Annotated in this window: 10 protein-coding genes; 8 read left to right on the top strand and 2 right to left on the bottom strand. The window is 41.7% G+C overall.

The window, feature by feature from the left end:
- The first annotated feature begins 1 nt into the window (after window position 1).
- The 5 genes from A9970_RS23410 to A9970_RS23425 all read left to right on the top strand — a co-directional run bounded on the left by A9970_RS23410 (window position 2) and on the right by A9970_RS23425 (window position 7093).
- Window positions 2–1852, top strand: a complete 1851-nt coding sequence (locus A9970_RS23410; protein ID WP_145327888.1) for a RagB/SusD family nutrient uptake outer membrane protein — start codon at window positions 2–4, stop codon at window positions 1850–1852.
- Window positions 1853–1864: 12 nt separating this feature from the next.
- Entirely contained in the window at window positions 1865–2542 is a 678-nt protein-coding gene (locus tag A9970_RS23415; protein ID WP_145327887.1) for a DUF3823 domain-containing protein, read from the top strand.
- Window positions 2543–2654: 112 nt separating this feature from the next.
- Window positions 2655–3851, top strand: coding sequence for a glycoside hydrolase family 43 protein (locus A9970_RS28780; RefSeq protein ID WP_259655461.1), 1197 nt, complete (start codon window positions 2655–2657; stop codon window positions 3849–3851).
- Entirely contained in the window at window positions 3842–4567 is a 726-nt protein-coding gene (locus tag A9970_RS28785; protein WP_259655462.1) for a family 43 glycosylhydrolase, read from the top strand. Before A9970_RS28780 ends, A9970_RS28785 begins: the two co-directional genes overlap by 10 nt.
- 27 nt (window positions 4568–4594) lie before the next feature.
- The gene (locus A9970_RS23425) at window positions 4595–7093 is read left to right on the top strand and encodes a sugar-binding domain-containing protein (protein ID WP_208734201.1); all 2499 of its coding nucleotides are present in this window, start codon (window positions 4595–4597) and stop codon (window positions 7091–7093) included.
- Between the two features lie 244 nt (window positions 7094–7337).
- On the opposite strand, the gene A9970_RS23430 is transcribed toward A9970_RS23425, so the two are convergent.
- Together A9970_RS23430 and A9970_RS23435 are read right to left on the bottom strand one after the other, a co-directional pair.
- Complete coding sequence (locus A9970_RS23430; protein WP_145327885.1) at window positions 7338–8036, bottom strand: type 1 glutamine amidotransferase domain-containing protein; 699 nt, start codon at window positions 8034–8036, stop codon at window positions 7338–7340.
- A 132-nt stretch (window positions 8037–8168) separates the two neighbouring features.
- A complete protein-coding gene (locus A9970_RS23435) occupies window positions 8169–8744 on the bottom strand; it encodes a Crp/Fnr family transcriptional regulator (RefSeq protein ID WP_088162307.1) in 576 nt (191 codons plus the stop codon).
- Between the two features lie 678 nt (window positions 8745–9422).
- On the opposite strand from A9970_RS23435, the gene A9970_RS23440 reads away from it, so the two are divergent.
- The 3 genes from A9970_RS23440 (at window position 9423) to A9970_RS23450 (ending at window position 15558) form a co-directional block, all read left to right on the top strand.
- Window positions 9423–10775: a MutS-related protein gene (locus A9970_RS23440; protein WP_145327884.1), complete on the top strand. Its 1353-nt coding sequence runs from the start codon at window positions 9423–9425 to the stop codon at window positions 10773–10775.
- Window positions 10776–10902: 127 nt separating this feature from the next.
- Window positions 10903–13218, top strand: coding sequence for a GH92 family glycosyl hydrolase (locus tag A9970_RS23445; protein WP_182983942.1), 2316 nt, complete (start codon window positions 10903–10905; stop codon window positions 13216–13218).
- A 48-nt stretch (window positions 13219–13266) separates the two neighbouring features.
- Entirely contained in the window at window positions 13267–15558 is a 2292-nt protein-coding gene (locus tag A9970_RS23450) for a glycosyl hydrolase family 95 catalytic domain-containing protein (protein ID WP_182983943.1), read from the top strand.
- Window positions 15559–15679: the final 121 nt, after the last annotated feature.

The raw sequence follows: 15679 nt of genomic DNA on the forward strand, positions 1-15679 counted from the left end.
CATGAAACTACGATTTAAACTTACATATATAGGAGTTGCTTTATTGACCTTGTCCTCGTTGAGCAGCTGCAATCACGACGATTGGTTTGACCGGGATTCAAAATCATTGATTACCGATGCACAGCTTTGGAATGACCCAAAACTGTTGACTTCACTCGTCGCCAATTATTACGATAGAATGCCAACGCTACATGGTGTTTTCAATACAGGAGGAATGACTGAATTGGATGATGCCATGTGGTCGGGACATCGCGATCAAAACTGGCGTAATGATTATCAGTTTGGTGACGATTACGGTCGCTATTGGGATTATGGATTGATTCGGGATCTGAATCTTTCCCTCGAAAATATCGATCAGTTCAGTACACAATTGTCTGATGCACAACGCAAGCAGTACAAAGCCGAAATACGCTTCATCCGCGCTTTCGTTTATTTTGAGCTCGTCAAACGCATGGGTGGGGTTCCGATCGTTACAACCCAGCTCATCTATGACTTTAGCGGTGATCCAACACCATTGCAGGTGGCACGTGCCAAGGAGTATGAAGTCTACGATTTTATTTACAAAGAATTGGAAGAGATCAAGGAAGATCTTACCGTCTATAATGCCAGTAAGACTAGAGCCAACAAGTATACAGCATTAGCTTTGGAAAGTCGGGCAATGCTTTATGCGGCGTCCATCGCGAAATATAATAATCTAATGGCCTCACCGATAACGACTGCCGGAGGAGAAGTGGGGATTCCCGCCAATATGGCGACGGGGTATTATACCAAGTCGCTAGCTGCTTCCAAGGAAATTATGAATGGCCCCTATGCACTTTATAATGAGAATGCCGATAAGGGTGCCAATTTTTATGATATGCTCAATAAGAAAACTGGTGCTGAAGTCATCTTTGCCAAGGATTTTGTAACGAGTTTAAAAGTTCACCGCTTTGCTTATGACAATATCGTCAGAAGTCTGACCGAAGACAATGAGTCATCATCGACGATTTCTCCTTCATTGAGTCTTGTAGAAAGTTTTGATTATCTAGACGGTAGCAAAGGCACACTACATGATAAAAACGGCGCAGGAAATTACGTAGCCTACCAAAATATCAACGATATTTTTGCGAATAAAGATGCTCGTTTGTTTGGGACTGTGATTTATCCGGGAACTTCCTTTCGGGGACGTGCTGTGAGTATTCAAGCTGGAGTGGCAACTTGGGGGACGAATGGAGCTTACCAGTTTACAGCAGCGCCACAACTGGGACAGAATTATGCGAGTGGTGGTTTGTGGACCGGCTTTGATGGACCGCTTTATGACGCACAGGACGTCAGCAACACCGGCTTCTATATCCGTAAATTTGTCAGTGATGCGCCGGCAGCCAGTACTCGCGGTACATCAGCTGCTAACTGGTGGCCGTGGTTTCGTCTTGGTGAAATTTATCTCAACGCGTCAGAAGCTGCATTTGAGCTGGGACAGACCGTGGACGCAAGAACTTACGTCAATAAATTACGCGAAAGAGCAGGATTTCCGGCCAATAGCGTTAGTAACCTAACGATGGATATTATCCGGAACGAACGTCGTGTCGAACTTGCTTTCGAAGATCATCGTTACTATGATCTTAAAAGATGGCGTATTGCACATTTGGTGTGGGACGGATCGGAAAATGATCCCAACGCTGTTGTATATGGACTATATGCTTATCGTGTCGTGCGTCCAGGGCATGCCGATGACGGTAAGTATATCTATGAACGGGTAAGACCTGCGCGTTTCAGAAAGGCACGCTTTTTCCGTATGGCCAATTATTATGCGTCCATTAGTCAGGATGTCATTAATAAAAATCCTAAAATAGTTAGAAATCCATTCCATTAATCTAGTTGTACGATGAAAATAAAATTTTTAAGCTTATTGGTAGCTTTTGCAAGCTTACTCGTTGTAGGTTGTAAATATGATAATTTTGAAGCCCCAAAATCAACGCTTTCGGGACGCGTTGTTTATGAAGGAAAGGCGATTGGCGTTCGGAATAATGGGCCTCAATTGGAATTATGGCAGGATGGGTATCCGCTTCGCTCAGCAATACCCGTATATTTTGATCAGGACGGCTCTTTTTCTGTTAGTCTTTTTGATGGCGAATACAAATTGGTGCGGAAAGGAGATTCACCATGGCTACAACAGGCAACCGATACGGTTTTGGTGCAAGTAAAGGGCAATACGACAATTGATGTGCCTGTAACACCCTATTTCACGGTGACAAACGAGTCTTTTCAAAAAAATAATAACAGTATTACTGCTAACTTTACGGTTAATAGAATAGTAGGTATGGCAAATTTGGAGTTTGTGCGACTTTACCTCGGTAAATCTGTTTTAACAGATCAGGTACAACGCGAGCTACGTGTGGATGCCAATTTGGCTAATGTTGCTTTTGGTCAACCGACAAGTATCGTTGGTGAATTGCCGGACAACCTGAAAAACCTCGATTATGTGTTTGCCCGAATAGGGGTGAAAGCTACGGTATCCGGAGAGTACTACTATACGGCAGTTCAAAAAATAGCTTTAAAATAGGTGCTGATGGCAAGTAAAATTGCCGGATTACGAAGCCACGGGATCATATTCCGTGGCTTTTTAAAGATGCAAAAAAAAATGGTCTAATGCTTATTTATTCTACTAAACCTTCATGAAAAAAAACAAAATTTCAATCTTAGTTACCTTATTTTTAATACATGCTACATGCGGTGTTTTTGCTCAGGCTTATCGCAACGGACCTACGGACAAAGATTTTGCAGGTTATTTATTTGCCTATTTCAAAGGTAATGCTGTCGCAGATGAAGCGGTTTGTTTTGCGATCAGCACAGATGGCTATACCTACAGAGCCTTAAATGAAAACCAGCCTATCCTGGATTCGAAGGCGATCAGCAAGACTGGTGGTGTACGGGATCCCCATATCCTCCGTGGCGAAGATGGGAAAACATTTTATATGGTGCTCACCGACATGACCTCCTCCAAAGGCTGGGATTCCAATCGGGGTTTGATCCTGCTAAAATCCGAAGACCTTGTGCATTGGTCTCATCAGGCAATCGATATCCAGCAGCGTTTCAAAGGTCAGGAAGCGTTGAAAAGAGTATGGGCACCACAAACTATATATGACCCTTCGGTCGGTAAATACATGGTGTACTGGTCCATGCAGCACGGAAATGGTCCGGATATCATCTACTATGCCTATGCTAATAAGGAGTTTACAGATTTTGAAAGCGAACCTAAAGTGCTGTTTCTTCCAAAAAATGGTAAATCCTGTATCGATGGCGATATTATTGCAAAGAATGGCTTGTTCTACCTTTTTTACAAAACTGAAGGACATGGAAATGGCATTAAGCTGGCGATAACCGATTCTCTGACTTCGGGAAAATGGATTGAACAGCCGGGTTATAAACAGCAAACCAATGATGCTGTGGAAGGATCCAGTGTCTTTAAACTCAATCAGTCCGATAAATATATCCTTATGTATGATGTCTATGGTAAAGGGAAATACCAATTCTGCACCTCCGAAGACCTTGATCGTTTTAAAGTAATCGACCATCAAATTGACATGGATTTCCATCCACGTCATGGGACCATTATTCCTATTTCAAGACAAGAACTTTTGGACTTGACCTCCAAATGGGGGAAACCCAAAGATATAGAATTCGCATTCAGAAAGAATCCCGTTTTGGATGGCTTTTATGCCGATCCAGATGTACTCTATTCCAATAAAACAAAAAAATACTATATCTATCCAACGAGTGATGGTTTTGATGGCTGGGGGGGCTATTATTTCAAGACCTTTTCGTCTTCCGATCTCAATCAGTGGAAAGATGAAGGGGGATTTTGGACCTGAAAAAAGATGTTGCCTGGGGACCTCGCAATGCATGGGCACCTACAATAACGGAAAAGAAAGTCAAGAACGATTATAAGTACTATTATTATTTTACAGCAGCGCAAAAGATCGGTGTTGCGGTGGCTGATTTACCTACCGGGCCTTTTAAGGACGCGGGAAAACCGCTGATCGATTTTAAGCCTGAGGGTGTCAATGGCGGGCAGGAGATTGATCCGGCGGTGTTTAACGATCCGAAATCGGGAAAAAGCTATCTGTATTGGGGAAATGGCTATCTGGCTGTTGCTGAACTCAACAAAGATATGGTTTCCATCAAAAAAAATACAGTAAAGGTACTCACTCCGGATAAGACATTCCGCGAAGGTGCCTATGTTGTCTACCGTAAAGGACGCTATTATTTCTTTTGGTCAGAAGATGATACCCGGAGTGAAAATTATCGGGTACGCTATGGAACTGCAACTTCCCCAGATGGACCGATCACAGTTCCGGCTAATAATTTAGTCTTACAAAAAGATCCTGCGAAAGGGATCTATGGCACTGGGCATAATTCGATTTTGCAGATTCCCGGTAAAGACGAATGGTATATTGTTTACCATCGATTCAATTATCCCAAAGGTATTGATATGGGCGACGCAGCAGGATTTAACCGGGAGGTATGCATGGATCGTTTGTATTTTGATGATCAGGGCCATGTGTTGCCTGTTGTTCCAACGCTTTAATCACTTGAACCAAATGCAAAAAGTAAAATGAAGAATCTCATAAAAAAACTATCCGTCTTAGCTGTTTCTATTGGTATGGGCATCAGTGGCCTATACGCACAGGCTGGATTTGGTGAAGCCGAAGCGATCAATTCAGACTGGCGTTTCCATTTGGGTGATATCGAGGGGCAGGTCAGCGCAGAAACGAAGCGTGGAGCCTGGCAGCAGGTCCGTTTGCCCCATGATTGGGGCGTAAAATACCCGCTCAGTCCAAGTTTAGCCAGCGCGACAGGCTATTTACCGGGTGGTATTGGCTGGTATCAAAAACAGCTCCTGATACCTATGGAAGATCAGGGCAAAAAAATATTTATCTATTTTGAGGGCGTATACAACCGAAGCGAGGTGTTTGTCAATGGCAAATCTGTTGGAAAACGCCCCAACGGCTATATATCCTTTTCTTATGATATCACGTCATATATTGAGTTTGGAAAAGAAAATACCATCGCTGTTAAGGTCGACCACAGTAAAAGTGCCGATTCAAGATGGTACACGGGATCGGGCATTTATCGTGACGTTTGGCTTGTAAAGGCCAATCCCTTGCATATCGATCAATGGGGAGTATATGCCTATCCCGAGCTAAAGCAAGGGAAAGGAATGTTAAATACCGAAGTGACCGTTGTCAATAGTACGTCCAACGGCAGTGCGGTTACCGTTGTGCAGGAGTTGATTGACGCCGCAGGGAAAGTTGTCGCTAATAAATCGGAGAAAGTGAAGGTTGATGCTGCTGCTAAAGCGACGATACAGCAGCAATTGACGGTTGCAAACCCTAAATTGTGGAGCTTGGATCAACCCAATCAATATACCTTGCGGACAAGCGTATTGCAAAATGGAAAGCAAATTGATCAGTCGGCAATCAAAACGGGCTTCCGAACTTTTACATTTGATCCAAACAAGGGTTTTGCTTTAAACGGCGAATGGATGAAAGTCAAAGGCGTGTGCCTACATCACGATGCCGGTGTGCTGGGTGCTGAAATGTATACCGAGGTATGGCGTCGGCGGCTGCAGACATTAAAATCTTTGGGTGTCAATGCCATTCGAACCAGTCATAATCCGCAAGCATCCTCGCTTTACACCTTATGTGACGAGTTGGGGCTGTTGGTTATGGATGAGGCATTTGATGAATGGGAATTTCCAAAACGGAAATGGCTGCAGGGCTGGAATGTCGGAACGCCCGGTTTTGAGGGATCGTATGACTTTTTTGAAAGCTGGGGAGAGCAAGATCTTGCAGATATGGTCAAACGGGATCGCAATCACCTCTCGATTTTCGCCTGGAGTATAGGGAATGAAGTGGATTATCCAAATGACCCTTATTCACATCCTGTCCTTAACGGCGAGAAGAAGGAGGGTGGTTTTACACAGGCTTCGTATGGCGGATACAAAAAGGATGCACCAGATGCGATGCGATTGGGTGATATAGCGAAACGCTTGGTTGCGGTTGTGAAAAAATATGATAAAAGCAGAGCTGTTACAGCAGGGCTTGCAGGTGTGGCTATGTCCAACGAAACGGCCTATCCGGGGGCACTCGACATTGCAGGGTACAATTATACCGAAAGTCGTTATCAACTGGATCATCAGCGCTATCCAGCACGCGTGATTTTCGGAAGTGAGAATCGGCACGATCTTCCGGCATGGCTTGCCGTACGTGACAACAAGCATATATTTGGCCAGTTCTTGTGGACGGGTATTGACTATCTCGGAGAGTCGGGGCGTTGGCCTTCACGTGGATTTTATTCGGGACTGCTGGATTTCGCAGGTTTTATTAAACCGAGGGGTTATTACCGCCAATCGCTGTGGTCCGATAAACCAATGGCTTATTTGGGAACCTATCCATTGAAGGGCGCAGCAACGACTACCGATGTTTGGTCTGCGTTGGAATCCGAGCAAGGACAACGGAAAAATGAAGCGCCCTCCATGGATGCCTGGCCAATTTGGAACTATCAGGAGGGACAGCAAATCAGGGTGGTCTGTTACACCAATAGCCCTCAGGCGCGATTGGAGCTCAATGGTAAGGTTGTTGGCGAAGAGAAAAATTACGATGAGAAGACAGGTATCATCTTTTGGGATATTCCCTATGCAGCTGGTAAACTAGAGGTTGTTGGTCTGGACACGAATAAAAAAGAAGTAGTTCGGCACACTATCGAATCCAGTGAACGTCCGGCGGCGATTCAGGCGACGGTGATAGGAGGGAAAGCGATTGAAGGCGGTGGCATTTTGCAGGTTGCCTTGCAAGTGGTGGATAACAAGGGACTTCCTGTGGTCCTTTCGGAAGATGAAATCACCTGTGATATTGCTGGACATGCGCGATTACTGGGTATGGAAGCGGGGAACAATGCAGATATGGGCGACTATACCGATAATAAACAGCGCGTTTATCATGGAAAAATGATCGTGTATGTTCAGGCTTTGGGCAAATCGGGCGATACAATTAATATACGATTTACCTCGCCTTGGTTGACAATGGCAAACGTAACCTATAGCATAAAATAATTAACACACTTGTCTTTATTGAACTTCTGAACTAAAAAAGCACCGGAAAACTCCGGTGCTTTTTTTATGCCAAAATCTTATAGGATGTCCATTCCACTATTGGAAAAATTACGGTTTTATATATTGCTCACAAAAAATATAAATCGGCCAAAGCCAGTTTGTACTTTGCTGCTACCTATATAAAAATCAACAAGGTTATTTCCTTGAAAGGAAATAACCTTGTTGATTTTTAGCTAATTGTTTATTATATCTTGCTCAATAGAGTAAACAAAGCTTTAGCAGTTTCTTCCGAAGACCCAGGGTTTTGCCCGGTAATGAGATGACCATCTTTGACTACATAACTATGCCAATCTTCCCCTTTGCTGTACTGACCACCCAATTTTACGAGTTCATCTTCCACTAAAAAGGGAACAACATCCGTTAGTTGAACCGCTTCTTCCTCGCTATTTGAAAATCCGGTAACTTTTTTGCCTTTGACTAGTGGCTGACCATTACTATCCTTGACATAGCGAAATACAGCTGGGGCATGGCATACGGCAGCGACAGGTTTGTTGTGGGCCCAAAATGATTCGATCAATGCAATGGATGTCTTATCGTTGGTTAAATCCCACAAAGGTCCATGGCCCCCAGGATAGAAAACAGCATCATAATCCTGCTCATTGATATGATGCAAAGGAATGCTATTTGCCAATTTTACTTGAAGCTCCTTATCGGCATCAAAACGTTTGGTTGCTTCGGTTTGAAAATCCGGGAGTGCACTTTTAGGGTCTATCGGTGGCTGACCACCTTTAGGCGATGCAATTGTCACATCGATTCCTGAATCTTGCAGAACGTAGTAAGGTGCAGCAAATTCTTCTATCCAAAAACCTGTTTTTTCTCCTGTATCTCCCAATTGGTCATGTGATGTCAATACAACCAATACTTTTAATTTGTCTTTTTTCATATTAAATAACCAAGTCTGTTAAAAAATTATATGTTTAAAACGATAGTACAAAGTAGGGGATAAATTGCCAGAGCCCTATGTGATATACATCACAATTTAGCGAATGGTTTTGCTTTTGTGATATAGATCACATTATTTTGCTTGGTATAGCCTGCTCAGTGTTTCGCGGGAAACACCCAGATATGCTGCAATCAAATGTTTGGGAACGAGATTATAGAGTTCTGGATATTGCTGCATGAGTTCCTCGTAGCGGCTTCGGGCATCGTTGTTCAGCAGTGACATTATTCTTTTTTGTAGCCCAATATATCCTTTATTGGAACGCCATCTAAAAAAGGTTTCAACTTCGTGAATTTCCTTACATACTTTTTCACGGTCCTCGTTCGATAAGCAAAGAGTGTCTGCATCGCTGACACAATCTAAATTGACCGTAGCCGGGCCTTGATTATGCAATGCATTATAATCGGAAGCCCACCAGGTTTTTGTGGCGAACTGTAAGATATGCATCTTTTGTTCATCATTGGTGAAATAGGTCTTTAGACAGCCATTTAGCACAAAATACTCTTGTTCCACAAGGTCTCCTTGACGGATAATCATTTGTTTCTTTTTAAAGGAGATCGGTTTAAAAAAAGAAAAGAAGTAGTCGAATTGTTCGTCGTTTAACTGGACGGTCTTGTCGATATGTTGTCTCAGAATTTCACGTTCGGTCATAGCTAACAGTTACTTGATCGATTTAAAATTAAACAAAATCTCACAATGATAGCGAAGGCCTGCATCAAGTTCCCCTCAGATTCAAAATTAAGAAGGGAATAACACTACTTTTACAGGGGTATAACAGGGGGGTAATAGGGATATACCCCTGCTACCCCCCTGTTAACTCCCTGTAATCTCCCTGTAATATATTAAGATAATATCAATTAGATTTTAACTTTTGCCCAAACAAAAAAGGACCTTGAAATACTTTAGCCGCGCTGCTAAATTTCCATGTTTAACCGGTTTAGTGATTTAGAAAAAATGATTTTTTTTTGATTTTATTTTGTTTATACAAAGTTATTTTCTATTTTAGTGTTGCCCATTCAAGGGCACTTTTCATAAAATAGGTTAATAATATGGCTAAAACACCCGGAGTACCCCATGCTTTCGGGTGTTTTTTTTGTTTTTTACCCTTCCGTTGTTCCTTGGATATGTTTAACTAAATTTAAATGCTTAAGAACCTATATCTTGCCTGATTGGCTCATTGGTTAAATATTTCAGTTTTAATATTCTAGAATAATCGCTAGTAATCTCATGATTATGGAAATTTATTTCGCTGTATAACGATTCTGCTACAGTGTTGCTAATTATAATGACTTTGAGTAAGTTTAGGGAAAGAGCCACAGGAAATAAATTATGTCTATTGTTGACAAACAGACTTTAGCAGATTTAAATGTTACCAACAACAGGTATAAGGATATGATTGATTTTTTCGATTGTACAGTTACGGTAGGTGGGCGGGATATGTTGTATAGTTATTTTCTTAAACCTCTTTCCTCTAAATTGGAAATAGAAAGCAGACAGCATTTAATTCTTTTTATGCAAAAAGTTGAGATTTCGGATCTATTGGATAAGTATATGATGCAGGATCTTGAGCAATATTTGTCTCTGCCACAGGAACCCTATTCACCTTCTCGGACTACTTATTACTTGGAAATGGTGTCAACGAATTTTTTTTCTTTGGATTTTAAAAAACGCGAGATACTTGTAAAGCGATCTATTCACGAAATAGCAAAGATTACGGATGGTCTTGCTATTTTATTAGAATATGTAAAATCAGAAGGTCATACTTTAGCTATTCTCAAAGAGTATAGTAAACACATAGATTATGTTTTGGAAGATATCGATCGGGATGAATTTATACAGTTGCTGAATAACAAATTTTCTAAAGAGCTGATGATCAAATACGATTATCTTTTTAGAAATATAAAACGAAATGCAATACGTGAGATTTTCGATGTTTTGTATCATTTGGATGCCTTGTTCAGTGTAGCAAAAAGTATCAAAGGAAAGAATCTTGTATTTCCTCAGATTGAGGAAAAGACAGGGGGAGAGGATATGATCACCATACGTGGAGCTTATAATTTATTTATCGAAGATGCCATTAAAAATGATGTCGAAATCAATAAAGAAAATAACCTTTGGTATTTGACTGGAGCAAATATGACAGGAAAATCTACCTTGTTGAAGACAATTGGAAGCTGTGTTTATCTGGCACATCTTGGTTTTCCGGTTCCAGCAGATGCGATGAAAACAGTGCTTTTTGATGGAATATCGGCGACCATAAATTTAGGTGATAATATAAATGCAGGTGCAAGTCACTTTTTTAACGAAGTATTACGGGTTAAACATTTGGCGGAGTTACTGGCATCCGGTAAGCAAATGTTTATTCTCATGGATGAGCTATTCAAGGGGACAAACCATAGTGATGCTAGTGAAGCAACCCAGGAATTAGTTAACTGTTTGAAAGGATATAAGAACAGTGTATTCTTATTGTCCTCACATATTACAGAAATTTGCCCCATACTGTATAAAGATGGTATTGCGATGAAATATTTAGAGGTTCAGTTGGATGAACAGGAGGGGATTGTCTTTACGTACCGACTTTTGGATGGTGTTGCCGAAGAAAAGTTAGGCATGTGGTTATTGCGTAAAGAACGGGTATTTGAGATTTTAAGGAAATTTGATTTGGGAAGACAAAAAGAATGAGATTATTGTGATATTGATTATATTGTTCCAGTTTTATAGTCTTTGGCAAACTTTTGGTCGAACATAACCAATTGTCTGTATCTTATCGGATTCCGTAGACTTGACAAAGTAATCTAAACCATTTTTTATGATATCCCGTATTCAATTTAGTGTTGTTCTATTTTTTATCTATTTTAACTGCTACTCGCAATCTAAATATGTCAATCCGTTTATCGGTGCGGTTACCAGTGGTGAAAAAGCCGAAACGGGAGGACACGGATTCGGTAAAACTTTTCCAGGAGCAGCAACTCCATTTGGCTTAACACAGATTAGCCCCAACACGATTACCGGTGGAGATAATGGTTCTGGATATAACTACGAGCATACCTCCATCGAAGGATTTGCCTTTACACAAATGAGTGGTATAGGCTGGTACGGTGATCTAGGTAATTTTTTAGTCATGCCGACCACAGGAGAGCTGAAAACTTCGGCAGGCAGTGCCGAACATCCGGAAAAAGGCTACCGCTCTCGTTTTTCCAAAAAAGATGAGAAAGCAGGTGCCGGTTACTATGGCGTGGTGCTTTCAGATTATCATATAAAAGCTGAAATTACCGCTACACCGCATAGCGGTATGCTTCGGTTTACTTTTCCCAAACATAAAAAGTCGCGGATTCAGATCGACTTAGCGCGGCGAGTAGGTGGTACATCTACGGAACAATATGTGAAAGTGGTGGACAACCATACCATCCAAGGATGGATGAAGTGCACGCCCGAAGGTGGAGGTTGGGGAAATGGTGATGGAAAGGCAAATTATACGGTCTATTTTTATACCCAATTTAGTAAGCCTTTTACCGATACGGGGGTATGGAGTTGTGCCCTTCCAGAGGGGCAAAAACGGAAATTGGAAGATGTTACAAGTGCCAGTTATCAAGAGATGGTTTTCAAATCTGTCGTCACAAAAAATATCGGCATTATGGAAGGTAAACATTTGGGGTTTTATACCGAATTCCCTACACAAGCAAATGAGCAGGTATTGATGAAAGCTGGAATTTCATTTGTCAGTATGGAGGGAGCCAAAAATAACCTTGAAACAGAAATCAAAGATTGGAACTTTAACAATGTATTGGAGCAAACGCAGAAACGATGGGATGATGCATTAGGGAAAATCGAGGTTCACGGTGGGACAGAAGACGAGAAAACTGTTTTTTACACGGCTTTGTATCATTCGATGATCGATCCGCGAGATTTCTCGGATGTAGATGGAAAATACGTTGGCGGTGACGGACATATTCACCAAACGAAAGATTTTACCAAGCGAACAGTATTTAGCGGCTGGGATGTTTTTCGAAGTCAGTTTCCTTTGCAAACGATTATTAATCCGACTATCGTAAATGATATGATCAATTCTTTGGTGACATTGGCCGAAGAAAGTAAACAGGATTATTTAGAACGTTGGGAATTTTTGAACGCGTATAGTGGCTGTATGATCGGAAACCCTGCCGTATCAGTTATTACGGACGCCTATATGAAAGGGATATCCAACTTTGATATAGAAAAGGCTTATAAATATGTGCGACAAACGGTTGAAAAATTTGGAAATGGAGAAAAAGGAACTACAGGAGAAATTTCGACGACATTGGAATATGCTTATACAGAATGGTGCATGTCTCAATTAGCGAAACGATTAAATAAAACGGCTGATGTGGATTTATATGCTCATCGTGCGCAAAGCTATAGAAATCTCTTTGATCCGACAGTTGGTTGGTTTCGACCGAAAGAACAGGATGGTACATGGAGTAAATGGCCAGAAACGGGGCGCTTAACCCAAAATTATGGCTGTGTTGAGAGCAACCCTTATCAGCAGGGATGGTTTGTCCCTCATGATGTGGATGGACTTGCAGGCCTTTTGGGTGGTAAGCAAAAAACCATCGCGGATCTCAATAGTTTTTTTGAACTCGCTCCGCAAGATATGATGTGGAATAATTATTATAACCATGCCAATGAACCGGTACACCATTTGCCATTTCTATTTAATCGTTTAGGAGCGCCATGGCTCACACAAAAATGGACGCGTGAAATCTGTTCACGCGCGTATCATAATTCAGTTTATGGTCTGATAGGTAATGAAGATGTTGGGCAAATGTCAGCATGGTACGTATTAGCAGCATCTGGAATACATCCTATTTGCCCAGGCGAGACACGCTATGAGATTACAAGTCCTGTGTTTGATACGATCACCTTTAAACTTGATCCCAAATATTATCCTAGGACACAGTTTGTAATCAAAACAGAAAATAACTCGCCTGAAAATCGTTACATCCAAAAAGCTGAACTTAATGGCGTCCCTTATAATAACTGTTTTATAGATCACAATGAAATTATGCGAGGCGGAACCTTGGTATTGTTTATGGGGCACGAACCGAATAAACAGTGGGGGCTCAGTAAAATTGTTGAAAGCAAATAAGTACTAGGGATTCGTTAGCCTAAGTCGTCTTTTAAGTAAAGCATGATCATGAAATCGCCAAATCTTAAGCTCGTTTTTTTTACCTGTTTTCTTGGCTTTTGCTCCTTTGGGCAAAGTCTGGCTCAACGAAGTCCGATACCGTCAGGTATGTTGGATAGGAGCAAAGCTATTGTATCACAATATGTAGCCAAATTCGATCGACTAGCAACACAGATACCATCCCAAGTAGCCGTGGATGCCCCTTTATTGGGTAATGGCAGTACAGGAGTAGCAATTGCGGGTACACCTGATAGGCAGACCTATTACCTGGCGAGAAATGACTTTTGGCGGTTAAAATCTGGATTTAACGAGTCTTATCCTGCCGTATTAGGTAAAGTAGAAGTGGCTATTCCAATGTTAAAGAAAGCTAGTTATCAGGTTGATGTGGATCTTTATACAGCTATTGCAACCTCAACCTTTCAGGCAGGAGATACGCTGCTGGAGATCAGATCATTTGTTTCCGAGAAAGATGACTGCTTGATTTTACAATTTCAAAACAAAGGAAAGCAACAAATCAACGGGCAGATTAATCTGCTTCTCCCAGCCGAAGACCAATTTAAAAATAATCCACCAGCGGAATCACTGTTCCCAGCTGTCACTCAGCAGGGGACGAGAGGAAATGGAACGATATTCATCAGTAGAGGCTTTGAGGAGCTGGTAGATATTCCGACAAAGGCTGCTGCTGCTGGAAAAATAATCACACAGCAGCAACCTGATTTCAACTTACATGCAGGCGAGTCACTAACCTATGTATGTGCCTTATCTTCCAATTTCAAAAGTAAGAATTGTGTGGAAAAGGTGCTTAAGACCGTGGATGGTTTAGATCTGAAAAATGTAAAACTGCTCGAACGCGAACATAAAAAGTGGTGGGCAGATTTTTGGTCGGAGTCTTATGTTGAAATTCCTGATAAAGTGATCGAAAAACAATATTACCTGTCTCACTATGTGATGGGATCCTGTAGTCGCGATCCGCAATTTGCCCCACCCATCTTTGGAACATGGATTACGCGGGAGATTCCCAATTGGAATGGTGATTATCATTTGAATTATAACTATATGGCACCTTACTATGGGCTTTATTCTTCCAATCATCTTGCTGCAGCAGGTTCGTATGAGCAACCTTTACTCGACTTTATGGAACGGGGTAAGTTCTATTCGAAAGAAATAACAGGGATTTCAGAGGGATTGCTATATCCGGTGGGAATAGGCCCGAAAGGGATGGAAACAACCCGTCAAAATGCAATCATGGAAAGCGTATTTGGTGGATATATCCAAGGTGGACAGGTGGAGCATAAAGGTTTGTTCTTTGGTCAGAAAAGCAATGTGTCCTATGGTGTCACCAATATGGCTACAGCATTTTATACGACTTATGATCGCAATTATGCACGGAAAATATACCCTTATGTGCGTGGTGCAGCTGTGTTTTGGACCAACTATGTCAAGAAAGATGAAAATGGTCGTTATGTGATTTTTAACGATGCAATTCACGAAGGGACGGTCGGGGATAGTAATCCAATTCTAAGTCTTGGACTGGTAAGGCAGACATTGCAGCTGGCTGCCGATTTGAGTGCCTATTTGGATGTGGACCGTCAGTTGGCGGTGAATTGGACACAGGTAAAGGCGAATCTCGCTACTTTTCCGGTTCAGGAAAAAGAGGGGCAATCAGTCTTCCGTTATACCGAAAAGGGACCCGCATGGTGGAATGATAATACACTGGGCATACAGCATATTTTCCCGGCCATGCAGATTGATCTGGAAAGTGATCAGCGTTGGATTACTATTGCACGTAACACGATCGAAAAAATGGGACGTTGGACAGATAACAATGGCACCAATAGTTTTTTTCCTGCAGCGGTTCGTGTAGGCTACAGTGCCGATAGTATACTATATCATTTGCATCGATATAGCCAACATACTTATCCCAATGGATTTCAACGGAACAACCCGCATGGTATAGAAAATTGTAGTACTGTACCGACAACCATTAATCAGATGTTGTGTGGTGTCCATCAGCAGGTGCTAAAATTATTTCCTGTATGGCCCAAACAACAGCATGGGCAATTTGGCAACCTACGTGTGGACGGCGCCTTCCTCGTGTCATCAAAACTCGACAATGGGGTTGTTACTTATGTAGAGATCTTAAGTGAACAAGGACGAAATTTGATTCTTGACAATCCTTGGCCCGGACATAAAATTTCCTGGCGCAAAAATGGAAAAATAATGCAGCCTTTTGAGGGCGATCGCCTGCGTGTAGCAACGAAAAAAGGAGATCGTATTTACTTGCAAGTTGCTGTCCAGTAAGCAGTGGTGAACTGTTGCTGTTTGAGAAATTAGAAAGGTATACCTGAGAAAATAAAACTATAAAATGAAATTTAACCGTTGTTTTTTGAGACTGAATGTTCTTTTTTTGTTAATTATTGCC

The sequence above is a fragment of the Sphingobacterium sp. UME9 genome (genome assembly GCF_014170215.1).
In the GTDB taxonomy this organism is placed as follows: Bacteria; Bacteroidota; Bacteroidia; order Sphingobacteriales; family Sphingobacteriaceae; genus Sphingobacterium; species Sphingobacterium paramultivorum.